Source organism: Bacillus sp. V3-13 (assembly GCF_002860165.1).
GTDB lineage: Bacteria > Bacillota > Bacilli > Bacillales > Cytobacillaceae > Bacillus_BJ.
On the sequence record NZ_PGUZ01000042.1, the window covers coordinates 68,969 to 93,534 of the forward strand.

The following is a 24,566-nucleotide window of genomic DNA, read 5'->3' on the forward strand; positions in this document are numbered from 1 at the left end:
TTACCTACTTTCATATTACAAATTTCCTGGGTCATTTGTCTATAGGGAAATAGGATTTTTAATATGAAAAAGGGAACCATAATGGCTCCCTCATTAACCTAAGCTTCAGTTACTTCCACGATAATGGCAATCACCATTTCCGCAAGCCTGTTTAACTCTTCAATCGGCATCCGCTCGTTTGTGGTATGGATTTCCTCATAGCCGACAGCAAGATTGACCGTTGGAATGCCGAAACCGGCGATCACGTTGGCATCGCTGCCGCCCCCGCTTTTTTGGAGTTCACAGCTGCGGCCGATTTTGGCGGCTGCTTTTTTGGCTATTTCAACAACATGGTCTCCTTCACCATACTTGAAGCCGGGATACATCACCTGGATATCAACATCCGCTTTTCCGCCGAGTTCTTCGGCTGCTGCTTCAAAAGCTTCCTTCATCTTGCCGACCTGGACTTCCATTTTTTCCGGGATAAGCGAGCGGGCTTCCGCTAATATATCGACCCTGTCGCAAACAATATTTGTCTGGGTCCCGCCTTCAAAGCGGCCGATATTGGCCGTTGTTTCTTCATCAATTCTGCCAAGCGGCATTCTTGAGACCGCTTTGGCCGCAATCGTGATCGCGGAGACACCCTTCTCGGGGGCAACACCGGCATGGGCCGTTTTGCCGTGGATAACCGCTGCCACTTTCGCCTGGGTAGGAGCTGCAACAACAACGTTTCCAACCTTGCCGTCGCTGTCCAGCGCAAAGCCGTATTTCGCTTTTAGCAAGGAAGCATCAAGCGCTTTGGCACCAACGAGGCCAGATTCTTCCCCAACGGTAATAATAAATTGAATCGTCCCATGGGGAAGGTTTTGCTCTTTCAAGACACGGACCGTTTCAAGCATCACTGCGAGCCCCGCTTTATCATCGGCCCCGAGAATCGTCGTTCCGTCGGTCACGACATAACCGTCTTTAATGGCAGGCTTTACTCCTTTGGCAGGGACAACGGTGTCCATATGGGATGTAAAATAAATCGTGTCAACACCATCTTTAGTGCCGCCCAGGGTACAAATAAGATTTCCGGCACCATGACCTGTTTGAGCGGTTGTATCGTCTTCGTAAACTTCTACGCCCAAATCTGTGAATTTCTGCTTTAAAACTTTAGCAATTTCAGTTTCATATTTTGTTTCTGAATCGATTTGCACTAACTCAAGAAATTCGTTTAATAGACGCTCCTGATTGATCATTTGATTACCCCCTGTTATGTACTCACTATGCTAGTATACCTTTTACCATATTCATCTAGCAATTAAAGAGGGATGTTGCCGTGCTTTTTCAGAGGACGGGTTTCTTTCTTATTCCGCATCATTTCAAGAGCCTCGACGAGCTTAATTCTCGTTTCTCTAGGGTCGATCACATCATCGACCATGCCCCTGCTTGCGGCGACATATGGGTTGGCAAATTTCTCCCGGTATTCTTCGATTTTTTGCGCCCTTGTCGCTTCAGGGTCGGCACTGTTTTGGATTTCGCGGGCAAAGATGATATTGGCTGCCCCCTGCGGACCCATCACGGCAATTTCTGCATTTGGCCAGGCAAAAACAAGATCGGCACCGATCGATTTGCTGTTTAAGGCAACATACGCCCCTCCGTATGCTTTTCTCAAAATTACCGTCAGCTTCGGAACCGTCGCTTCTGAATAAGCGTATAAAATTTTTGCCCCGTGGCGGATAATACCGCCATGCTCCTGCTTAATGCCCGGGAAAAAACCGGTTACGTCTTCAAAAGTGATAATCGGTATATTGAACGAATCGCAAAAACGGATAAACCTTGCCGCTTTATCTGAACTATCAATATCAAGGCCGCCTGCCATTACTTTTGGCTGGTTGCAAACAAGCCCGACGACTTCCCCTTTGATTCGGGCAAGCCCGACGACAATATTTTTCGCAAAGTCCTTATGTACTTCCAAAAATGAATCCTGATCAACAACTTGTTCAACCACAAGCCTGACATCGTACGGCCTGACCGCATCAAAAGGAATCAGATCGGTTAAATCAGGGCGATAATCATCGCGATCATCCACTTCCGTACGAGGCGGTTTTTCTTCATTATTTTGTGGCAAGTAGCTTAACAGCTCACGAACTTGCTCAATCACTTCCTGCTCTGTCCTGCCCCGAAAATGCGCATTTCCGCTAATCGCATTATGCACTTTGGCACCGCCAAGATCTTCGGAGGAAATCCTTTCTCCCGTAACCGTTTCAATGACTTTCGGTCCGGTGATGAACATTTGGCTCGTTTGCTCGACCATAAATACAAAGTCGGTAATCGCCGGGGAATAAACCGCCCCGCCGGCACATGGACCGAGGATCACCGATATTTGCGGAATCACCCCGGAGTAAATGGCATTTCGGTAAAATATCTGGCCATAGCCATCCAGTGAGACAACGCCTTCCTGGATTCTCGCGCCTCCGGAATCATTTAAGCCGATAAAAGGCGCTCCATTTTTCGCAGCCAAATCCATCACGCTGGCGATTTTATTGGCATGCATTTCTCCCAGGGCGCCGCCAAAAACGGTAAAATCCTGAGAAAATAAATAAATCGGGCGGCCATTGACCTTGCCGTACCCTGTCACCACTCCGTCTCCCGGTCCTTTTTGTTTATCGAGCCCAAAATCTGTCGAGCGGTGTTCAATAAATGGATTTAGTTCAACAAACGTTCCGGGATCAACGAGCAATTCAATTCTCTCTCTTGCCGTCAGCTTCCCTTTCTCATGCTGTTTTTCAATCCGTTCGTCTCCCCCGCCCATTTCTACCTCACGGCGGCGGTCATACAGCTCATTTATCTTGTCATAAATGTCCGCCATTCTGTTCGTTCAGTCCTTTCTTTTCACATAATTCAAACAGGACACTGCCTGTTGATTTCGGATGCATAAAAGCAACGAGTGCATCGCCAGCACCAGTTTTCGGCATATCGTGAATCATCCTGATTCCTTTCGTTTTGATCTCTTCGATCCGCTCTTGAATCGATTCGACGCCAAAAGCAACATGATGGATTCCTTCCCCGCGTTTCTCTATAAATTTGGCAACTGCACTGTCGGCTGAGATTGGCTCCAGCAGCTCCAGCTTGATATTCCCGGCATCCAAAAACGCCACTTTAACCTGCTCGCTTGCCACTTCTTCGATGCCTAGCAACGGAAGTTTCAGAACATCCGTATAAAAAGGCAGCGCTTCCAAAAGTGATTTTACGGCAATGCCGATATGATCGACCTTTTTAATCATCATTTCCCCTCCTAATGAACACCGGCGACTTGTCCTGGAGCCCCGTACAAACTGATAATCCGGATCTGGCAATATAATTTTAGCAGAAAATATATAATACTTTTAATTATTCGACGAAATTATCGGAAATCCTTCATCGATTGAGCGGTTGTTCAGGACCACTTTTCCTAGTAAAATAATAGATAAGGACCAGATTTCAGTTTAGGAGGAGATATGATTGTCAAATCGAAAAGCAAGAAAAATAGTAGTTTACTTAATGATTTTTATCATGCTCGCATCGACATTGATGATGGGATTAACGATGTTTTTATAGAAGACGGAAAAGGACTGTTCAAAAATTGAACAGTCCTTTTTATTCCAGCGCGCCATATTCGGTCCCTAATTGTTCAAAGCTTTTTCCCGTCGAAGTTACGAGAATGCGTGTGCCGACAGGTATATAATCGTAAAGTGATTCGACTGCCTCGTTTTGCAGACGGATACACCCTTGTGAAATATATTTTCCGATTGAGGAAGGATCATTTGTTCCGTGGATTCCGTATATGCGCCCATCCGTATCTTCGGCATCAAAGCCGATCCATCTTGTTCCGAGCGGGTTTTCAGGATGCCCGCCTGGTATGTCTTTTTTCCGGTAATAAGGGTTAACCGCTTTAACAGTAACCGTAAAAAAGCCTTCCGGAGTCTGATCTTCATTTTTCCCGGTAGCCGCACTGATCACTGTCTGGACCCGGTTATCATCGATTAAAGCAACCTGGTTCGTTTTTTTGTTAACGATGACAAATGGCTCGCCGGGAAGCGGATTGGGGCCAAGCGGCCAGAGCGGGGAAATCGACAGCAAAACCAGCAATGCAGATAACAGCCTCAGCATTTCATCACCTGCCCATTTATTTCCCCTAGTTTGCTTCTGCTTCCGCCTTTTCATGCACCTTTCGCTTCGATTTTATTCCTGTAAATGAACTTTTTAAAATTAAATATCGTTCCATTTCTTTAAAAAAGTGCCAGAGGGCAGCCCGTGCTTCGAACTCTTCCCTCGTCGTCGGCAGTTCCATCTGCTCAAATTCTACCCTCATCCGCATCAGCTTTTCAATAAAAAAGAGTGCGGTATTTCCCGGATGAATGTTCTCTGACAATTCTTCAACAAAGTCTGCGATCATTTTCCCCTGTTTCACAGGCAGCGAAATCGACGTTACCGTCGGAAGAACCGTTTCGAGAATCTCAAATTGCTTTTCTCTCATTTTAAAATACTGATAGTAAAAGTTCTCATCCCGCAAAAAATGGTTTTCAACATCGCGAAAGGCGAGCGCTTTTCCTTCATCGATCAATCTCGCCGTTTCCGTAATTTCACGCCCGTCCCAATCACTTTCATTTGTGCGCAAATAACGGACAATTTCTTTAAAAATCGTTTTAAAATGTGCTTCGATTTGGCGCTGATAATCTTTGAGCCTGCCTTCGACACTTGGCATATAAAGATTCATTAATAATGCAATGCCGATTCCGATGACGATGAGCCCCAGTTCATTCAGCAGTACCTCGCGCGTAGCATTGCCTGCTGCATAAATATGTAAAATAATGACGCTGCTCGTAACAATCCCGTCGCTGACTCTCAGCATCACGGCTGTCGGAATAAAAACGAGCAGCAGCAAACCAATCACAAGCGGGTGATAAACGAGTCCCTCAAACAATATCACCGAATAAAGCATCGCCACCAGACATGCCAATAATCGATCCCATGACGCCCTTAACGATTTTTTCTTCGTGACTTGAATGCATAAAATCGTTAATATTCCGGCAGAAGCAAAATTATGCAGCCCAACGTATTGTGCTAAAATAATGGCCAGAGCCGTTCCCAATGCGGTTTTGAGCGTACGGTAGCCAATTCTGAATTTCTTCATCAAAATTTTCTCCTAAATATCTTATGAGAAAAAGATGATCAAAGCTGACCATCTTTTTCTTAAGGATAAACCTTTTATAGCATTTTTTGCAAGAAATCCTGGGCACGCTGGCTTTTGGCCGCACTGAAAAAATCAGCCGGAGGCGCATCCTCAACAAGAATGCCGCCGTCAAGAAACAGAACGCGGTCGGCCACCTCCCGGGCAAAGCCCATTTCATGGGTAACGATCGACATTGTCATTCCCGTGTGGGCAAGCGACTTCATGACCTCCAATACTTCCTTTACCATCTCGGGATCAAGCGCTGATGTCGGCTCATCAAACAGCATCACTTCAGGATCCATGGCAAGAGCGCGGGCAATGGCAACACGCTGTTTTTGCCCGCCTGATAATCTGTTTGGATATTCGTGGGCTTTATCGGACAATCCAACTTTGGCGAGCAGTTCAAGCCCCTTCTGTTCAGCTTCCTGCTTCGATGATCCTTTTACCTTCATCGGGGCGTAAGTTAAATTTCCCAGGGCTGTTTTATGGGGAAAAAGATGAAAATGCTGAAAGACCATCCCGACGCTTTCACGCACTTTCATGATATTTGTTTTCGGATCGGTTATTTCATGCTCGCCAATCCAAATTCTGCCCGCGGTTGGATCCTCAAGCCTGTTCATGCAGCGCAGGAAGGTCGACTTGCCCGAACCTGATGGCCCGATAATCGCAACAACTTCCCCATCATGAATCGTTGTCGAAATTCCCTTTAAAACTTCGAGCTTGCCAAACGATTTATGCAAATTTTCAATTTTAATCACTGCGCCTCATCCTCCTTTCCATCGCTTTTCCGATAATCGTTAACGTCATGACCATAACATAATAAATCATCCCGGCAATTAACAGCGGTTCGAAAAACGAGAATTTTTCGGCGCCAACCTGGTATGAACGCCTCATAATATCCAATACCCCAATCGTCGTCACAATCGCCGATTCCTTCGTTAAAGTGATAAATTCGTTCATTAAGGCCGGCAAAATGTTTTTTAACGCCTGTGGCAAAATGATATCCCACATCATCCGCTTGTACGGAACGCCGAGGGCCATCGCCGCTTCCCGCTGACCCTTGTCCACTGCCAAAATGCCGGCGCGGATGATTTCGGAAATGTATGCAGCCGAATTCAATCCAAAAGCCAGTACCGCTGCGACATAAGCGTCAATTTGATAGCCGAGCAGCTGCGGTGAACCGAAGTAGATAATCATCAACTGGAGAACAAGCGGTGTACCGCGAAAGACCGAAGTATATGCATCGGCAATCCAGCCAAGAATTCTTATTGAACCAATTTTAAATAAGGCTAAAATAATTCCAAATGCAAAGCCTAAAATCCCTGCCATGATGACGATTTGAAGGGTAACGCCAATCCCTTTAAATATATAGGGCAGGGAGGGGATAAATTGTGCAAAATCTAAATTCATTTTGTTACTCAATCCTCTCACTTATAAATACCATATCTTGAAGGCAAAAACGTTCAGAAGGGTGATCCTTCTGAACGCTGTAGTTGTTCAAAAACTATTCTTCACTGCGGAACCATTTGCCGACCAACTTATCAAGCTCACCATTTTCTTTCATTTCGTTCAAAACTCTGTTAAATTCTTCTTTTAATTCGCTTTCTTTCGGGAAGGCAATCGCGGAACCTGCTTCTTCAGGATCATCTTTCAACGTAAATCCTGTCAAATCCGGATTGTTTTTGAAATATCCTTGTGCAACTACATCTTCAATAACGGCTGCATCAAAGCGCCCCGCTTTTATTTCCTGGATTAATTCGGGAATACGATTGCGATTTTCAATTTTAATATCAACCTGCTCAGCAATTTCTTTGGCTTTTCCTTCCTGGATTGAACCAAGCTGTACCCCGACCGTCTTTCCTTTTAAATCTTCAATTGTTTCAATGCCGCTATCCTTTTTTGAAACAATCATATGCTCTGCCGTAAAGTAAATATCGCTAAAGTCAACATTCTTCTTGCGCTCTTCTGTTGGCGTCATCCCGGCCATGACGAAATCGACCTGGCCACCCTCCAATGCCTCAATCAGCCCGGCAAAATCCATATCCTTCACTTCGATTTCATAGCCAAGCTCTTCGCCGATGGCATTGGCAAGATCAATGTCAAAGCCGATATAATCATCGCCTTTCGCCGTGTCAACATATTCGAATGGCGGATAATCAGCCGATGTTCCCATTGTCAATACTTTTTTATCCCCACTGGTTTCGCCGCCGCTTGAACTTTTTTCACTTGTTCCACATGCGGCAAGCAGACCGATTAATAATACGCTTGTTAAAAATAATCCGATTGCTTTTTTCATTTGTTTTCCTCCTATAATGTTGTCTGAAAATTACTATTTTTCGTAATTAACTTTTATTTTATAGTGAATATCTATTAATTTTCAAGTATAATCTATGAGATTATATAAATTCACTAAGATGAATTTTAACACATTTTTATATTTATGCAATAACATTTTTAAATATAAATTATCGGTTAAACATGGAAAATTATTATTCTGGAAAAATAGTGGCTCGGAGAGGCTATGACGGGGGTTTTTGTAAAAAAATAAAGCCCCGGTGCCCCGGAGCTCATTCATCATACTTCATCGCAATGCTGTTCGAAGGCTTGCTGCAGCTTAGTGACAACAGCCATCGGCTCATGTCCTTCTATTTCATGGCGTTCAATCATCGTCACCAGTTTTCCATCTTTTAATAAGGCAAAGGACGGAGAGGATGGCGGGAATCCTGTAAAATAGCTTCTTGCTTTTTCAGTGGCTTCCTTGTCCTGGCCGGCAAACACTGTGACAAGCCGGTCAGGGCGCTTATCATAATGAAGCGCGTGGGCAGCAGCCGGACGGGCGATTCCTCCGGCACATCCGCACACGGAATTTACCATTACCAGCGTTGTGCCATCCTTTGTAAGCGTCTGCTCCACTTCTTCAGGTGTAGTTAATTCTGTATATCCAGCCGCAACGATTTCCTGGCGGGCCTGGCGGACAACGTCATTCATAAATAAATTGAAATCGATGTTCATGATTATCGCTCCCTTTCTAGAAGTAATTTTAGCAGAGAAAGAATTGGAACGGTTATAATTTGCTTAACTCTGCCCTGATTGTTTCATGTTACTATCATAACAAGTTCGCGACCTTGTTTTCAATTAAGGAGAAAAAGATTCATAAAAAAGTTTAACCCTGATTGTAACGGGAATACAAATAATACAGCTAGATCCATACCCCTAAACTCCCTAGATGATGGATAGTGCCATAATGGCGCTATCCGCTTTTTTTTTTACTATTGGCCGTGCCGATAAAATAGTTTAAATAAGCTGTCGACCGCCGACGTAACCGTTGTCTGGCCGGAGACCACTTCGTTTTCGAGCTTGGGCAACTCGGCTTTAATTGCCGGATGGTGAAAAAAAAGGGCTTGCAGCTGGTCAACGATCATGGCATGCAGCCATTCTCTCGTTTGGCTTCTCCTTCTATCTTCAAAAGAGCCGTTCTGTTCTGTTTTTTCTTTAAATGTCTCAATCGTCTCCCACATTTCCCTGATTCCTTCCTGATGAAGAGCGGAGCAAGTATGCGCCTCTGTTGCCCATCCTTTTGTGGCAGGCTGGAGAAAGTGCAAAATGCGGTTGTACTCTTGCCTTGTTTTTTCAGCGATTGGTTTATTTGCCCCATCCGCTTTATTGACAACGACTGCATCTGCGAGCTCCATAATTCCCTTTTTCATTCCCTGCAATTCGTCACCTGCGCCAGTTAACACAAGCAGCATAAAGAAATCGACCATGTCCCTGACGATTACTTCGCTTTGGCCGACGCCGACCGTTTCCACTAAAATGACATCAAAGCCGGCAGCTTCACATAACAGGATCGTTTCCCTTGTTTTTCTGTGAACCCCGCCGAGCTTTCCCCCGGATGGTGAAGGGCGGATAAATGCGCGCGGGTTCCGGGAAAGCAGCTCCATTCTCGTCTTATCACCGAGAATACTGCCTCCGCTTAAGCTTGAACTCGGGTCGACAGCAAGAACAGCAACATGAAGCCCTTGATCGCACAAATAACTGCCAAACGCTTCAATAAAAGTGCTTTTTCCTGCGCCGGGCACACCGGTAATGCCAATCCGGATCGAATTTCCAGAATGGGGAAGCAATCGCTGCAGGAGCTGCTGCGCTTTGGCAAAATGGTGTTCCGCATTGCTTTCAATCAGCGTAATCGATCTTGCGAGATAGCTCCGCTCACCTTCCAATACACCTTTAGCAAGCGTTTCAACATCAAGATCAGCTGAAATTTTTTTTTGAAAACGGCCGCTTTTTTTCATGGAGACTCCGGGTGATCCTGCTTCGACACCTTTGCTGATCACACCGGCAAAATCATCGGGCCGTTTCGGGTCGTTCCATTCGGGTTTTTGTCCGTCCTTCATTTAGTTTGCCACTTCCTCATACCCGAGTCGTTCATAAATCGATCTGATTACTTTTTGGGCAGCGACAGGAATCACCGTTCCCGGGCCAAAAATGGCCGCAGCACCATGATCGTATAAATACTGGTAGTCCTGGGCAGGTATGACTCCGCCAATGACAACCAAAATATCTTCCCTGCCAAGCTTCCTGAGTTCTTCCACAAGCTGTGGAAGCAAAGTTTTATGGCCAGCTGCCAATGAGCTGATCCCGATCACATGGACATCATTTTCGACCGCCTGAAGCGCCGTTTCTGCCGGCGTCTGGAATAACGGGCCGATATCAACGTCAAAGCCGAGATCGGCAAACGCAGTCGAAATGACTTTCGCCCCCCGGTCATGGCCATCCTGGCCCATCTTTGCAATCAAAATCCGCGGCCTTCTGCCCTCGTTTTCGAGAAATTCATCGGTCATTTTTTTCACTTCGGCAATTTCTTCTTCGTTGGAGAAATGGCTGCTGTATACACCGCTGATTGACCGGATCACCGCCTTATGGCGGCTTGCAACCGCTTCAATTGCATCCGAGATTTCGCCCAGCGTTGCTCTCACCCTTGCCGCCTTGACGGCCATTTCAAGCAAATTCGCGTCTCCCGTTTCCGCCGCTTTCGTGAGCGCTGTTAAAGCTTCCTTCACTTCATGGTCATCTCTTGATGCTTTTAGCTGCTTCAATTTTTCAATCTGCCTTAAACGGACGGCGGTATTATCAATATCCAGTATGTCAATCGGTTCCTCTTGCTCAAGGCGGTAACGGTTTACGCCGATGATCGCCTCTTTGCCTGAATCGATTCGGGCCTGGCGGCGGGCGGCTGCTTCCTCGATTTTCATCTTCGGCAGCCCGGTTTCAATCGCTTTCGCCATTCCTCCGAGATTCTCAATCTCCTCAATATGGACCCAGGCCCGCTCAATCAGCTCGTTTGTCAGAGCTTCAACGTAGTAAGAGCCCGCCCATGGATCAATCACTTTCGTAATTCCTGTTTCCTCTTGCAAATATAGCTGGGTGTTGCGGGCAATTCTCGCTGAAAAATCAGTCGGCAGGGCAATCGCTTCATCAAGGGCATTCGTGTGCAATGACTGCGTATGGCCCATTGCCGCCGCATGCGCTTCGATCAACGTCCGCGTGACATTATTAAAAGGATCCTGCTCGGTGAGACTCCATCCCGATGTTTGCGAATGGGTGCGGAGCGCCATTGATTTAGCATTTCCCGGTTCAAAGCTCTTCATCATTTTTGCCCAAATGAAACGGGCGGCCCGCATTTTCGCGACTTCCATAAAGTAATTCATGCCAACGGCCCAAAAAAATGATAACCTTGGCGCAAATGAATCAATATCGATTCCGGCCTTTAATCCAGTTCTTACGTACTCGAGACCGTCTGCCAGTGTGTAGGCCAGTTCAATATCGGCAGGCGCTCCAGCTTCCTGCATATGATAGCCCGAGATACTGATGCTATTGAATTTCGGCATGTATTTCGCGGTGTATTCAAAAATATCGGCAATGATTTTCATCGACATTTCCGGCGGGTAAATATACGTGTTGCGGACCATATACTCTTTGAGAATATCGTTTTGTATTGTACCCGACAGCTTCTCCTGGCTGACTCCCTGCTCCTCTGCCGTAACGATAAAGAATGCAAGAATCGGCAGGACGGCCCCGTTCATCGTCATTGATACCGACATTTGGTCAAGCGGTATTCCATCAAAAAGCGTCTTCATATCAACAATTGAATCGACCGCAACACCCGCTTTCCCAACGTCTCCGACGACGCGGGCATGGTCGGAATCATAGCCGCGGTGGGTGGCAAGATCAAAAGCAACAGACAGTCCCTTTTGACCCATTTCCAAATTGCGGCGATAAAAGGCATTGCTTTCCTCCGCAGTGGAAAACCCGGCATACTGGCGCACTGTCCAGGGCCTGTTCACATACATCGTCGGATATGGCCCTCTTGTGTACGGGGGAAATCCGGGTTTGTCATCGAGATGTTCCATGTTTTTCAGATCTTCAGAAGTATAGAGCGGCTTAAGTTTTATCTGCTCGTTCGTCTCAAATAAAAGGTCATCTATGGAGCCGCGAATCTCCGCCCCGGCTGCTTTTTTCCAGGCATCCGGATCAAGGGCAGGCTGATCGCCAAAAAGCTTCACACTTTTGAAATCAGGCTTATGCTTCATTAGTCATTGGCCTCCATTTCTTCCAGCATCGAAGAAAGCGTAGCATAGCAGTTGCTTCGCATATGAATAAATTCATCGATGCCGGCTCTTCGCCATCCGTCTTGTTCTGTCCCGTCGGGCAAACCCGCTAGATAAAGCTTTATTTTCGGATATCTGCTTTTCAGAAGCCGGGCTGTCTCGATTCCTTCAGAGCTGTATCTTTCATTGCTGCCGCACAGGCAATAATGGCCTAAACCCGTTTCTTCTATGAATGAAAAAACATCATCAATGGAATCGATCGGTTTGCTCCTGTTCGAATCGACCCCTGCCGCTGCTGCAAATCCGGCGGCAAAATCGGCTCTTCCCTTATATTCCTTCAGCGCTCCAAGGCAGATCAATCCTACTGCAGGCTTTATGCCTTTTTCTGCTTCTATTTTTCCTGCTCTCATTCGCAACTCTTCATATGGCACTGCTAAACGCGACTTCTTTATCGGGGTAATCGTATCGGCTGCCCGGTTGCCTTCGCGGCTTGGCAATTCATCCTCATGTTTGGGGCGAAGGGGAACGTCCTGCAAATTGGCGTACACATTGGTGCCGATGATGCTCTGCTTTCGTGTGAAGATATCTTCGTTCCTCTGCCGGTTCACCTCAGCGACTTTTTCCTGGAGCCAGCCGGAGCGGAGAACGTCGGCAATCCCGTTTTTCTCGTCAATTTCTAAAAACATTTCCCACGCTTTTTTGGCCAGCTCGTCTGTCAATTGTTCAATATACCATGATCCGCCGGCAGGATCGGCGACTTTATTCAAATATGCTTCTTCTTTCAAGAGGAGCTGGGTATTGCGGGCAATCCTTTCTGCAAGCGGATTTGGGCTTCCTTCAGGGTCATTATATGGACTGACATGAAGGTACTGGACACCGCCCAGCACAGCAGCGAATGCCTCATTTCCGCTCCTCAGCATATTCACATGCGGATCATATACTGTTTTGGTAAACGCGGACGTTTCCGCCGCGATAACCGCTTTTCCCGATCCAGGCCCTGCCCCAAACGCTTCGGCGACTTTCAACCAGAGCAGCCTCGCTGCCCGCAGCTTGGCCACCTCCATAAAAAAGTTGGCGCCAACCGCCACTTTAAACACGATCTTCTCCAATATTTTCTCCAGATCCATGCCGTTTTCCAGGAGCTGCTGAATATGATAGCTGCCGGTTGCGAGCGCAACTGCCAGTTCTTGAACCGCATTTCCGCCGCCATTGTGGACAGGGATGGTATCAACTAATACGGTTTTCAAATTTGGCAGCTTTTCATCGGTTTTTTCGATCAGTTCAGCCCAGTTTTTATAAACGATTTCCAGTTTGACCGGCAATCCCCCTCTTTCCAACAGAACGGCGACCGGATCCATGCCAACAAAACCGGTGACGCTATCATTTCGGCTGTCGGACAAATGGAGCAGTGCATTTAGAAAATGGCTTTGTCTGTCTTTAGCATCAATACTGAAAGGATATCGGTCATAGATCCCTTCCAAAATGAAGGGAAGATTTTTGTCAAGATGTTCACTGATGTCAAATGAAACAGCCGACTGGCCTTTTTTCAGTGAATCCTCCAGCTTTTTTCTTAAATCGGTTTCATCTGTATAAGTGATTTTTTGTGCAATATGCCAGCCATTTGCGACAATTGCAAGCGGATTGATCCCCCTGCGGAAGTCCGGCTGGCCGGGATACTGTGATTCGCTTCCGCTCCCTTCCTCCCGTGAGTAAAGCGGTTTCAAAACAATCGATTCATATGTATTCGTTGCCAGGGAATCGACCGTTTTCCCTTTTAGTGATTGTTCAGCTTTTCGTTGCCATTCTTCCATTGTAACGCCGGAAAAACGCTTATTTTTCATTTCATTAATCATCACTGTGCTGTCCAAGCTGGACAGCTTTCCCCTCCTTCCCGGTAGCAGGGCAAATTGTATTAAAATTCTAAAATTATAAGCGGTTCATCATTATTTTAGTATACATATGAAAAACTGGCAATCGAAGCAGCCCTTTAAACTGACACTATTTTTCCAATAGCCCCCCCATAAAATGGGTTTGACACGGCAATCAAGCGGGGATAATACCATTAAAGGAGTGACGTTTGTGCAAACACATATGGAGCTTTCTGACTATCACAAATGGATGTGCAAACAAATTAAAGAAAAGTTGGCCGAAAGAGCTTATTCTTTTGGGTACACCTCCACAGAAATCATTGATTACGGCGAGCGTGAGGTCATTACATTGGCGCTCAGCGAAATGCTCGTTCGGCTGGACAGCCGTATAAAGTAAATCGATTGTTTATGGTTCGATATAATATGAAAACCGCTGCGTGGGCAGCGGCTTTATTTTTTAAAATATAGCTGTGTTTTCCTTTGATGTATTTTCGATGATTTCCTTGACGCGCTGCAGGAAGCGGCCGCAAATCAATCCGTCGAGAACGCGGTGGTCAAGCGACATACAGAGATTTACGATATCGCGAACAGCTATCATGCTGTTGTTCATTATAACCGGGCGCTTGACAATCGATTCAACCTGCAGGATCGCAGCCTGGGGATAGTTGATGATCCCCATCGATTGAACGGAACCGAACGAACCGCTATTGTTTACTGTAAACGTGCCGCCTTGCATGTCAGCTGTTGTTAGTTTACCGGCCCGGGCTTTCCCGGCAAGCTCGGAAATTTCGCGGGCAATGCCTTTAATTGTTTTTTCATCGGCATGTTTGATTACCGGAACGAATAAAGCATCATCGGTTGCTACCGCAATCGAAATATTAATATCCTTTTTTTGGATGATCTTGTCGCCGGCCCACATCGAATTAATTTGCGGAAATTCTTTCAGGGCCTGGGCTGCAGCTTTGACAAAGAAAGCGAAAAAGGTTAAGTTGAAGCCTTCTTTTTTCTTAAAATCATCTTTGACAGCATTGCGGAATTCAACAAGATTCGTTGCATCTACTTCGATCATCGTCCATGCATGCGGAGCTTCATGCTTGCTGCGCAGCATATTAGCCGCTATCGCTTTCCGCACTCCTGTAACCGGGATCTCGATATCGCCACTGGAAACAGGCGGCTTCATGCTTGTTGCCAGGGCATCGGCTCGTTCATTTCCTGCCGGCGCGGCGGTTTCGTTCATACGTGCAGAAGAAGCAGAGGCCGCTGTTTCCTGCTCTTTTGCTTGCTGAACAGGAGCTCCTGCTGTTGGAATGTTTCCGGATTCAATGATTTTCATTAAATCCTTCCGGGTAATCCTTCCTCCTGCACCTGTTCCATGTACCTGCGAAAGGTCAATGTTATGCTCCTGGGATAACTTCAGGACAGCAGGTGAATAACGCGCTTTATTGCCTTCGGCTGCTGGAGCGGTGATCGCCTCTGCCTGCGTCCCTGCTTGTTCCTGTACTACATCTATTTTCCCGCCGTCGACCTCGATCGTACAAATGATCTCGCCGACCGAGAGTGTATCTCCTTCTTCAGCAATCAGCTCCTTGATCACACCGCTAAAAGAGGATGGCACTTCCGCATTTACTTTATCGGTCATGACTTCGGCAAGCGGATCGTACTTATTCACTTTATCCCCTGCGGAAACAAGCCATTTGCTGATCGTACCTTCCGTCACACTTTCTCCAAGCTGGGGCATTTTAATTTGTTCAATAGCCAAAGGTAACCCTCCTTTTAACTTTAGAATTCTGCCAGCTCACGCATTGCTTTTTCAACTTTATCAGGGTTGACCATAAAATATTTTTCCATTGTTGGAGAATAAGGCATCGCTGGAACATCCGGACCTGCCAACCGCATAATCGGGGCATCAAGGTCAAACAAACAATTTTCGGCAATAATCGCCGATACTTCACTGATGATGCTGCCTTCTTTGTTGTCCTCCGTTAACAGCAATACTTTGCCTGTTTTTGAAGCAGCCTCGATAATCGCTTCTTTATCTAATGGATAGACGGTTCTCAAGTCTAAAATATGGGCGGAAATGCCGTCTTTCGCGAGCCTTTCCGCAGCCTGAAGGGCAAAATGGACACATAAACCATAAGTGATTACGGTAATATCTTCACCTTCACGCTTGACATCTGCTTTGCCGATCGGCAATGTGTAATCATCTTCCGGTACTTCGCCTTTAATCAACCGGTAAGCGCGTTTATGCTCAAAGAACAGGACAGGATCTTCGTCACGGATTGCTGCCTTCAGCAAACCCTTCACATCATATGGAGTGGAAGGCATGACAATTTTCAGGCCTGGCTGGTTGGCAAAAACGGCTTCAACTGATTGCGAATGGTAGAGTGCGCCATGGACACCGCCGCCATAAGGAGCCCGTATCACGATTGGGCAGCTCCAATCATTGTTGGACCGGTAGCGGATTTTCGCTGCTTCGGAAATGATTTGATTGACAGCGGGCAAAATAAAATCAGCGAATTGCATTTCCGCAACCGGCCTCATTCCGTACATCGCTGCACCAATTCCGACCCCGGCGATCGCTGATTCAGCCAGGGGTGTGTCAATGACACGCTCTTCGCCAAATTGATCATAAAGCCCCTGGGTCGCTTTAAAGACGCCGCCTTTTTTCCCAACGTCCTCACCAAGGACAAATACTTTCGAATCCCGCTCCATTTCTTCACGAATCGCCATTGTAACTGCATCTATATAAGAAATTACTGCCATGTTCGTTCCCCCCTTACTGCTCAGCATAAACATATCTTAAAGCCTGTTCCGGCTCTGGATATGGTGCATTTTCGGCATAGTCGGTTGCTTCATTTACGAGCTTCATCACCCGCTCATTGATTTCCAGTTCAAGCTCGTCATTTAAAACGCCTGTTTCCTTTAAATAAACACCAAACGTGATGATTGGGTCCTTTGATTTCGCTTCAGCCACTTCATCAGGAGCCCGGTAACTGCGGTCATCATCATCTGAGGAGTGCGGTGTAAGGCGGTAGGAAATCGTTTCAACAAGGGTAGGCCCTTCACCGCGTCGTCCCCGGTCCGCAGCTTCTTTTACAGCCTTGTAAACTTCAAGCGGATCATTTCCGTCAACGGTAACTCCCGGCATGCCATAACCGATGGCCCGATCAGAAACATTTTCGCAAGCGAGCTGCTTTTCAATCGGTACGGAAATGGCATACTTGTTGTTTTCGCACATAAAGATAACGGGAAGCTTATGAACGCCGGCAAAGTTCGCACCTTCATGGAAATCTCCCTGGTTGGACGATCCTTCTCCAAAGGTGACAAAGGTGACAAGATTTTCTCCTGACATCCTGCCGGCCAGCGCGACACCGACGGCATGGGGAACTTGCGTTGTCACCGGAGAGGATCCAGTCACAATCCGGTTTTTCTTTTGCCCGAAATGCCCCGGCATTTGCCGGCCGCCCGAGTTTGGATCCTCCGCTTTCGCAAATCCTGACAGCATCAGTTCTTTTGCAGTCATTCCGAACGTTAACACAACACCCATATCGCGATAATACGGCAAAACATAATCCTTCTCGCGATCAAGGGCAAATGCAGCTCCTACTTGGGCTGCCTCCTGGCCCTGACACGAAATCACGAATGGAATTTTTCCCGCGCGGTTCAGAAGCCACATGCGCTCGTCGATTCGGCGTGCCAAAAGCATCGTTTCATACATTTCCAATACTTTCTCATCGCTTAAGCCCAAGTCTTTATGACGATTTTCAGCCATTTTTTTACCTCCTGAAATTTATATGTAACAAAATCCAACTATTATCAGCCATGAATTGCTTTGCCATCAACAGCAAGCGCAGCTTCTCCGATTGCTTCGGAAAGGGTCGGGTGTGGATGAATCGTATGCCCGATCTCCCACGGGGTTGCATCAAGCACACGGGCAAGGCCTGCTTCGGAAATCATATCTGTCACATGGGGGCCAATCATATGAACGCCAAGAATATCGTTTGATACTTGATCGGCAACAATTTTGACAAACCCGTCAGCTTCACCAAACACCAACGCCTTGCCGATTGCCCGAAACAAGAATTTACCAACTTTGACAGTGTGCCCTTTTTCGATTGCCTCTTCTTCTGTAAAACCGACGCTTGCAACCTCCGGATTACTGTAAATACATTTAGAGATGAGGCTGTAATCGATCGGTGCCGGATTTTCGCCAGCGATATGCTCAACAGCAACAATACCTTCATGTGAGGCTACATGGGCGAGCTGGAGGCCGCCAATGACATCACCGATTGCATAAATATGAGATTCCTTCGTTTGGAAATACTCGTTTACCGAAATAAAACCTTTTTCCAATTGGATATCTGTATTCTCCAAGCCGATTCCTTCTACATTTGCCTGGCGGCCGACAGAAACAAGCAGTTTATCTGCAGTGAATTCTTTTTGCCCGCCTTTCACTTCTGCGGAAATCGTAACATTTTCACCTTTTTGGATCGTTTCCGGAAGAACTTTCGCACTTGTAACAATCTTGACGCCCTTCTTCTTCATCAAACGCTGCATCTCTTTTGAGATTTCTTTGTCTTCCGTCGGGATAATCCGGTCTGCATACTCAATCACCGTTACTTCTGTGCCAAAGTCGGAAAGCATCGAAGCCCATTCAATCCCGATCACTCCGCCGCCAACAATGATGATCGATTCCGGAAGCGACTCCATCACAAGTGCTTCATCCGAAGTCAGGACCAACTTGCCGTCAGCTTCCAGCCCCGGAAGCGTTCGGGGACGGGAACCTGTCGCAACAATGACGTTTTTCGGGATAAGCATTTCGTTTTCACTGCCGTTATTCAATTCTACCGAAATCGTTCCAGGCATCGGTGAAAAGATCGACGGTCCCAAAATCCGGCCGATCCCTTCATACACATCAATTTTCCCTTTTTTCATTAACTGCTGGACACCTTTATGGAGAGTATCGACGATTTTGTTTTTTCGTTCCTGAACCTTCGCAAAATTGACGGTCACTTCACTGGTCATGACGCCGAATTCTTCCCCGCGCCTGGCTGTCGCAAAAACCTCTGCGCTTCTGAGTAAAGCCTTGCTCGGGATGCAGCCTTTATGCAGGCATGTCCCGCCCAACTTCCCTTTTTCAACTATCGCCGTTTTCAAACCGAGCTGCGAAGCGCGTATCGCTGCTACATAGCCACCAGTTCCGCCGCCGAGAATCACTAAATCGTACTCTTGAGCCAAATTGCTCTCCTCCTTATTGGACGCTCGCTTTATTTTTCGTACCGCCAGGATATGCTTTTACATCCTCTTCACCGCGAAGCACACGCAATGCTCCTTCAGCCAATGCTTGAAGTTCATTTTCACCTGGATGGACGATGACATCTGCGATCCAGTTGATTCTGTCGCTGATTTGTTTGACAAAGCCTTTTCCATAAGCAAGACCGCCGGTTAAAATAACCGCATCGACTTTTCCGGCAAGGACTGCGCTTGCTGAACCGATTTCTTTTGCCACCTGGTAGGCCATCGCCGAGTATACCAGCTCTGCCTGTTTATTGCCTTTTTCGATCATTTGCTCCACTTTGACTGCATCACTGGTTCCGAGATAACCGACAAGCCCTCCCTGGCCGACTATTTTTTTCATCATTTCCTCACGATAATAATCACCTGAGTAGCAAAGTGCCACTAAATCTCCAGCCGGAACGGTTCCGGCCCGTTCAGGACTGAATGGCCCGTCTCCATGGAGGCCATTGTTAACGTCGATAACCCTTCCCTGTCTGTGGACACCAACGGTAATGCCGCCGCCCATATGGGCAACAACTAAATTCAAAGTTTCGTATGTTCTGCCCAATTCTTTCGCCACCCGGCGGGCAACGGCTTTCTGGTTAAGCGCATGAAAAATGCTTTTTCTCTCGATTAAAGACATGCCTGAGATTCGCGCGATCGGTTCAAGCTCATCGACGACTACCGGATCGACAATATAGGAAGGGATATTGAGCCCGCCCGCAATTTCAAAAGCGAGAATACCGCCCAAATTTGAGGCATGCTGCCCGGCATACCCTGCCCTTAAATCGGAAAGCATCTGTTCATTTACAGCGTATGTACCACCTTCAATCGGCCTGAGCAAGCCCCCGCGCCCGCAAACGGCACTCAGCTTCGAAATGTTAATTCCCTCGATATCAAGTGTTTCCAGGATCGTATTTTTGCGAAACTGATATTGATCAATCGTGCTATCGTATAAATTAATCACGTCTGCTTCATGGCGAATCGTTTTTTCGAAAACCGATATTTCATTATCGAAAACACCAATCTTTGTGGATGTCGAGCCCGGGTTGATTACGAGAATTCGGTATTCCTTTTCTTGCAACATCTAAACCTCCCATTATAAGAATAGGCAGCCTTCTGTCATTACTCTTATTCTTATTTAAGGTGCGTCCGCAAAAAGGGAAAGACGCTGAATGAAATATTCAGCGTTCAATCTCCTTTTTCTTAAATGGCCGAGACCGGCCGGGCTTCAAAAAATTGCCTCCGCGCGGCGCTTCCGCTTTTCTTTGTCTAGCTTCTGCGGCTCAGGATGTGGTGGCCGTTTTGCAGGAATTGGCTGCGGGAATTCTGCATTCTGCTGATGCGTTCTTCCGCCATCCGATCCGCCGCTTTATAGGTTGGAATTCCATCCCGTTTCGCAATTTCGATCACTTTCTCGATATTATTATAGATCATTTCCACTTTTTTCATGGCTCTTTCATGGTTATATCCGTAAAGCTCATCAGCGACATTTATGACGCCGCCGGCATTAATCACATAATCAGGCGCATAGACGATTCCCATTTCGTGAATAATATCGCCGTGGCGGGTATCCTTGAGTTGGTTGTTTGCTGCCCCGGCAATTACTTTTGCTTTAATTTTCGGGATCGTATCATCATTAATTACTGCACCTAAAGCGCAAGGAGCATAAATATCGCATTCCACACTGTAAATATCATTAATATCAACCGCTTTGGCGCCGAATTCCTCAACGGCACGCTGAACTGCTTCTTTATTGATATCGGTGACAATTAATTGGGCGCCTTCTTCATGAAGGTGGCGGCAAAGAGTATAGGCAACATTTCCAACTCCCTGGACAGCGACAACTTTCCCCTCCAAAGAATCCGTCCCGAAAGCTTCTTTGGCGGCTGCCTTCATTCCGCGGTATACTCCGTAAGCTGTAACCGGTGAAGGGTTCCCTGATGAACCAAAAGCAGGCGAAATTCCCGTTACATAATCCGTTTCTTCATGAATCAAGTCCATGTCGGCCACGGTTGTGCCAACATCCTCCGCTGTAATGTAGCGCCCATTTAAGCCCTGGATATAGCGGCCAAAGGCCCGGAACATTTCTTCATTTTTATCTTTGCGGGGGTCACCAATAATAACCGTTTTCCCGCCGCCAAGATTTAATCCTGCAGCTGCATTTTTATAGGTCATGCCGCGGGCAAGGCGGAGTGCATCCTCGATCGCCGCTTCCTCCGAATCATAAGTCCACATTCTTGTTCCGCCTAAAGCAGGGCCTAACGTCGTATCGTGGATGGCGATGATTGCTTTTAACCCGGACTGCTTATCCTGGCAGAATACCAGTTGCTCGTAATCATATTGTTCCAAGTACTTGAAAATTTCCATTAATACTTCCTCCCTCAGGTCAAAAAATCTATTTAGAAGCAGAACAGAGAGCGAGAGCAAGAGAATAAAGCTTGCTTTCAGCTGAATCAGTTCTTGAGGTTAAAACAATTGGAGCTTTGGCGCCCGCAATAACAGCACCGACTTTTGCTTTTGCGAAATAAATAAGCGATTTGTACAGGATATTTCCAGCTTCAATTGTCGGGACCAACAAAATATCGGCTTGTCCGGCAACCTGCCCGCTTATTCCTTTGTGCTCTGCAGCAAACATGGAAATGGCGTTATCCAAAGCCAGCGGCCCATCAACAATACAGCCGGCAATTTGGCCACGCTTGTTCATCACCGTTAAAGCAGCCGCATCCAGCGTCGCTTGCATGGCAGGATTAACTGTCTCCAGTGCAGCAAGCGGAGCAACCTTCGGTGTGTCAATCCCGATTTGCCTGGCGATTTCAACGGCATTTTTGATGATGTCCGCTTTTTGCTGAAGATCAGGCGCGATATTCATTCCGGTGTCGGTAATAATGGCAAATCGTTCATAGCCCGGCACTTCAAAGACAGCGACATGTGAGAGAACACTTCCCGTCGTCAAACCATATTCCTTATTCAAAACCGCTTTGAGGATCGTTGCTGTCGGCACATTGCCTTTCATTAGTACATTGGCTTCATTAAGCTTTACGGCTTTAACCGCATTTTCGGCGGCAATTGCTTTTGAACGCGCATGAACGATCTTTATTTTACTACTTTTGACTGCACCGGGGTCTATTTTATGCAAAATCGACACAATTTCTTCTTTATCCCCAAACAACAGAAAACTGGCGAGATTTCGTTCAATTGCTCCCACAACCGCTTCAATCACCTGTTCATCTTCTGCCGCAGCAACTGCGACCGTTTGATCTTCAATCCGGCTTGCTTTTGTGAGAAGTGAATCCAACTCCATCTACTATCTCAACCCCTTCATTCCTAAAGCTGTACCCTTACTCATTTTAATGCAAGAAGTGTGCCAACTTTAAAAGCTTATAAAACATTTTATCCGCTAAAATAAAGTGCGAAAAAAATTTCATGGTATGAAAATTATTGCGTGCTATCAATTGCAAGATCGTACCGATCCAGCTTGTAATACAAATTCCTTACGGATATTCCGAGCGTCTTTGCCGCCAGCGTTTTATTGCCATTGGCAAGCTCCAATGCTTGTTCAATAAGCTTCTTTTCATACTGCTCCATGCGTTCATTTAAAGTTCCTGCTTGTAGAAAAGAATCTTTTAAGACAGGGAGCTCATTTGTTTCATTGAATTTTCCCTTTAACTCCGGCAGATGGGATATATCTATTTCTTGTTCTGTATAATGCATAAATATGATTGCCCGCCCGAGAATGTTTTCAAGCTCCCTGACATTTCCGGGCCAGTCATAGCTCATTAAACAGTTCATCGCGTCAACAGAAATCGATTCTACATTTCGTCCGTAATCCTGATTGATTTTATGAATCAGCCGTTCGCATAAGGAAGGAATGTCACCCTTCCTCCGCCTTAATGGCGGAATATGAATCGGCATCCGGTTCAGGCGGTAGTATAAGTCTTCCCGAAAAGTTCCGTTCGCAATGCCTTTTTCCAAATTTACGTTTGTGGCGGCGATAATTCTTACATTAATGGGAATCGACTTTGTGCCGCCGACCCGCGTGATCTCTTTCTCTTGCAAAACCCTTAATAGCTTTGCCTGGGTATTGGCCGATAGCTCGCCGATTTCATCGAGGAAAATGCTGCCGTTATTCGCGTCTTCAAAAAAACCTCGTTTACCTCCCCTTTTCGCACCTGAAAAGGCACCCTCTTCGTACCCAAACAGTTCACTTTCAAGAAGGGATTCAGATAATGCGGCACAATTTACGCGAATAAATTTATTATATTTTCGATCACTGGCGTTATGGATGGCGTGGGCAAACAGTTCCTTCCCTGTTCCCGACTCGCCGCGCAACAGAACAGTGGCAGGTGTTTTTGCACCGAGCTTTGCCTGTTCTACAGCCAGCTTCATTTCATCTGACTCACCAATGATATCCGCAAAAGAATATTTTGCCTCAAGCGTCCGAATGATCTGCCTCGCCCGATTCAGCTCGCGGTTCAAGCTTTGGATTTCGGACATATCGTGAATGACACCGACACTCCCTTTCAGCTTTCCGTTTACAATAATCGGCGCTACATTGACTACTACTTCCTTCTTGTTCGGACCGACCCGCATTGAAGCGCCCCTGACGGCTCTGCGGGTTTGCAGGACTTTCATATGGATGCTTTCACCTTCAGAAATATCTGCGGTTGCAGGCTGGCCGATTACCTCATCCTCGCTCAGGCCGGTGATCCTTGTATACGCCGGATTAATGAGTATGCCCCTGCCTGCTTCATCAACAACTGATATGGCATCATCACTGGAATGAATGATCGCTTCGAGCATCGTCTGAATCTCTTTTAAATTCGTAATCTCTTCAGCGAGGTTTACGACTTCGGTAATATCCTGAAAAACAGAAAATGCGCCGATCAGCTGCTCTTTTTCATCGATGATTGGAATCCGTGTCGCGATAATTTTTGCACCGTTTTTTAAGAGAAGCTTCCGGTTTGCTTCGATTCTTCTTGTATGTAAAACCCTCGGCAGCTCACTTGAGGCAATCACTTCATGGATATGCCTGCCGAGAGCAAATTCACGGCTGACCCCGGTAATTTTCTCAGCACTTTTGTTAAAAAGGATGACATTTTCGTCTGTATCGATGACAACCATGCCATCTTCGGTTGAATTAAAAATAAGATCATGTTTATAAGTCTCATTTCGGAATGTCTCGACAAGCTGTTCTTTTTCTTCGAGCAGCCTTGCCAGCAAGAAGGCTACACTGCCGGGAATCAATAACGTATTCTTGCCGCGGGCATCGCGGAGCGCCGTAAACACTTGATCACTTCCGGTCACTTCGATAATCACATCAATATTTTCGGAAATATACGGTTTCCAATCAGAATCAGTGATGATGCCTTCCTCTTTTGCAAAGCGAAGTCCAGGTGCAGCCGGATCTATATCAATTACAGCCTTTACATCGAGAATAGCCGTTTCCTTTAAAATTTTTAAAATGGCTGTACCGCCTTTTCCCGCGCCGACAATCATCGCAGTCTGCATATGTACCCCTTTCTTCACGACGAAATCAAGAAATAATTTTCAGGCTTGGTTTGCAACTTTTTTCATATTCATTGTACCTTGAACAGTTTACCTTGACAAATTCGATGGATGATTTATGATTTTCGT

At 46.4% G+C, this 24,566-nt stretch carries 22 protein-coding genes; 2 read left to right on the forward strand and 20 right to left on the reverse strand.

Translation table 11 applies throughout. The annotated features are described in order from the left end of the window. Nucleotides 1–98: 98 nt before the first annotated feature. From CU633_RS15725 to mce, 3 genes are all read right to left on the reverse strand, one after another. Nucleotides 99–1,220 (reverse strand): M20/M25/M40 family metallo-hydrolase, encoded by a 1,122-nt coding sequence (locus tag CU633_RS15725; RefSeq protein ID WP_101661539.1) that lies wholly within the window; start codon nt 1,218–1,220, stop codon nt 99–101. A 62-nt stretch (nt 1,221–1,282) separates the two neighbouring features. Beyond that, complete coding sequence (locus CU633_RS15730; RefSeq protein WP_101661540.1) at nt 1,283–2,833, reverse strand: acyl-CoA carboxylase subunit beta; 1,551 nt, start codon at nt 2,831–2,833, stop codon at nt 1,283–1,285. Continuing rightward, nucleotides 2,817–3,251 (reverse strand): methylmalonyl-CoA epimerase, encoded by a 435-nt coding sequence (mce, locus tag CU633_RS15735; RefSeq protein ID WP_101661541.1) that lies wholly within the window; start codon nt 3,249–3,251, stop codon nt 2,817–2,819. The genes CU633_RS15730 and mce overlap by 17 nt, the downstream gene beginning before the upstream one ends. A gap of 214 nt (nt 3,252–3,465) precedes the next feature. Between mce and prli42 the strand changes: the two genes are divergently transcribed. Continuing rightward, a complete protein-coding gene (gene prli42, locus CU633_RS22930) occupies nt 3,466–3,561 on the forward strand; it encodes a stressosome-associated protein Prli42 (protein WP_180954994.1) in 96 nt (31 codons plus the stop codon). A 39-nt stretch (nt 3,562–3,600) separates the two neighbouring features. Here the strand turns inward: prli42 and CU633_RS15740 are convergent, their stop codons facing one another. The 9 genes from CU633_RS15740 to CU633_RS15780 form a co-directional block, all read right to left on the reverse strand. Next, on the reverse strand, nt 3,601–4,113 hold the full coding sequence (locus CU633_RS15740; RefSeq protein ID WP_101661542.1) for a L,D-transpeptidase: 513 nt from the start codon (nt 4,111–4,113) through the stop codon (nt 3,601–3,603). Nucleotides 4,114–4,138: 25 nt separating this feature from the next. Then, a complete protein-coding gene (locus CU633_RS15745) occupies nt 4,139–5,137 on the reverse strand; it encodes an aromatic acid exporter family protein (protein WP_101661543.1) in 999 nt (332 codons plus the stop codon). Between the two features lie 74 nt (nt 5,138–5,211). Further along, the gene (locus CU633_RS15750; RefSeq protein ID WP_101661544.1) at nt 5,212–5,934 is read right to left on the reverse strand and encodes an amino acid ABC transporter ATP-binding protein; all 723 of its coding nucleotides are present in this window, start codon (nt 5,932–5,934) and stop codon (nt 5,212–5,214) included. Further along, the gene (locus tag CU633_RS15755; RefSeq protein ID WP_101661545.1) at nt 5,927–6,586 is read right to left on the reverse strand and encodes an amino acid ABC transporter permease; all 660 of its coding nucleotides are present in this window, start codon (nt 6,584–6,586) and stop codon (nt 5,927–5,929) included. Before CU633_RS15755 ends, CU633_RS15750 begins: the two co-directional genes overlap by 8 nt. A 94-nt stretch (nt 6,587–6,680) precedes the next feature. Continuing rightward, nucleotides 6,681–7,472: a transporter substrate-binding domain-containing protein gene (locus CU633_RS15760; protein WP_101661546.1), complete on the reverse strand. Its 792-nt coding sequence runs from the start codon at nt 7,470–7,472 to the stop codon at nt 6,681–6,683. Nucleotides 7,473–7,750: 278 nt separating this feature from the next. After that, nucleotides 7,751–8,188, reverse strand: a complete 438-nt coding sequence (locus CU633_RS15765; RefSeq protein WP_101661547.1) for a BrxA/BrxB family bacilliredoxin — start codon at nt 8,186–8,188, stop codon at nt 7,751–7,753. A 257-nt stretch (nt 8,189–8,445) separates the two neighbouring features. Then, the gene (gene meaB / locus CU633_RS15770; protein ID WP_101661548.1) at nt 8,446–9,570 is read right to left on the reverse strand and encodes a methylmalonyl Co-A mutase-associated GTPase MeaB; all 1,125 of its coding nucleotides are present in this window, start codon (nt 9,568–9,570) and stop codon (nt 8,446–8,448) included. After that, nucleotides 9,571–11,766, reverse strand: coding sequence for a methylmalonyl-CoA mutase (gene scpA / locus CU633_RS15775; protein WP_101661549.1), 2,196 nt, complete (start codon nt 11,764–11,766; stop codon nt 9,571–9,573). Next, nucleotides 11,766–13,652: a methylmalonyl-CoA mutase subunit beta gene (locus tag CU633_RS15780; RefSeq protein WP_257958877.1), complete on the reverse strand. Its 1,887-nt coding sequence runs from the start codon at nt 13,650–13,652 to the stop codon at nt 11,766–11,768. The genes scpA and CU633_RS15780 overlap by 1 nt, the downstream gene beginning before the upstream one ends. Nucleotides 13,653–13,863: 211 nt before the next feature. Here CU633_RS15780 and CU633_RS15785 point away from each other — a divergent pair, with 211 nt between their 5' ends. Further along, nucleotides 13,864–14,049, forward strand: a complete 186-nt coding sequence (locus tag CU633_RS15785; protein ID WP_101661550.1) for a hypothetical protein — start codon at nt 13,864–13,866, stop codon at nt 14,047–14,049. A gap of 60 nt (nt 14,050–14,109) precedes the next feature. On the opposite strand, the gene CU633_RS15790 is transcribed toward CU633_RS15785, so the two are convergent. The 8 genes from CU633_RS15790 to CU633_RS15825 all read right to left on the reverse strand — a co-directional run bounded on the left by CU633_RS15790 (nt 14,110) and on the right by CU633_RS15825 (nt 24,440). After that, a complete protein-coding gene (locus tag CU633_RS15790) occupies nt 14,110–15,411 on the reverse strand; it encodes a dihydrolipoamide acetyltransferase family protein (RefSeq protein WP_101661551.1) in 1,302 nt (433 codons plus the stop codon). 20 nt (nt 15,412–15,431) lie between these two features. Continuing rightward, nucleotides 15,432–16,415, reverse strand: coding sequence for an alpha-ketoacid dehydrogenase subunit beta (locus CU633_RS15795; protein WP_101661552.1), 984 nt, complete (start codon nt 16,413–16,415; stop codon nt 15,432–15,434). 13 nt (nt 16,416–16,428) lie between these two features. Further along, a complete protein-coding gene (locus CU633_RS15800) occupies nt 16,429–17,424 on the reverse strand; it encodes a thiamine pyrophosphate-dependent dehydrogenase E1 component subunit alpha (RefSeq protein WP_101661553.1) in 996 nt (331 codons plus the stop codon). 44 nt (nt 17,425–17,468) lie between these two features. Further along, a complete protein-coding gene (lpdA, locus tag CU633_RS15805; RefSeq protein WP_101661554.1) occupies nt 17,469–18,890 on the reverse strand; it encodes a dihydrolipoyl dehydrogenase in 1,422 nt (473 codons plus the stop codon). A gap of 13 nt (nt 18,891–18,903) precedes the next feature. After that, the gene (buk, locus tag CU633_RS15810) at nt 18,904–20,013 is read right to left on the reverse strand and encodes a butyrate kinase (RefSeq protein WP_101661628.1); all 1,110 of its coding nucleotides are present in this window, start codon (nt 20,011–20,013) and stop codon (nt 18,904–18,906) included. Between the two features lie 188 nt (nt 20,014–20,201). Further along, on the reverse strand, nt 20,202–21,299 hold the full coding sequence (bcd, locus tag CU633_RS15815; RefSeq protein WP_101661555.1) for a branched-chain amino acid dehydrogenase: 1,098 nt from the start codon (nt 21,297–21,299) through the stop codon (nt 20,202–20,204). A gap of 28 nt (nt 21,300–21,327) precedes the next feature. Beyond that, complete coding sequence (gene yqiS, locus CU633_RS15820; RefSeq protein ID WP_101661556.1) at nt 21,328–22,233, reverse strand: phosphate butyryltransferase; 906 nt, start codon at nt 22,231–22,233, stop codon at nt 21,328–21,330. Between the two features lie 134 nt (nt 22,234–22,367). Beyond that, nucleotides 22,368–24,440 (reverse strand): sigma-54 interaction domain-containing protein, encoded by a 2,073-nt coding sequence (locus CU633_RS15825; RefSeq protein WP_101661557.1) that lies wholly within the window; start codon nt 24,438–24,440, stop codon nt 22,368–22,370. Between the last annotated feature and the right edge of the window lie 126 nt (nt 24,441–24,566).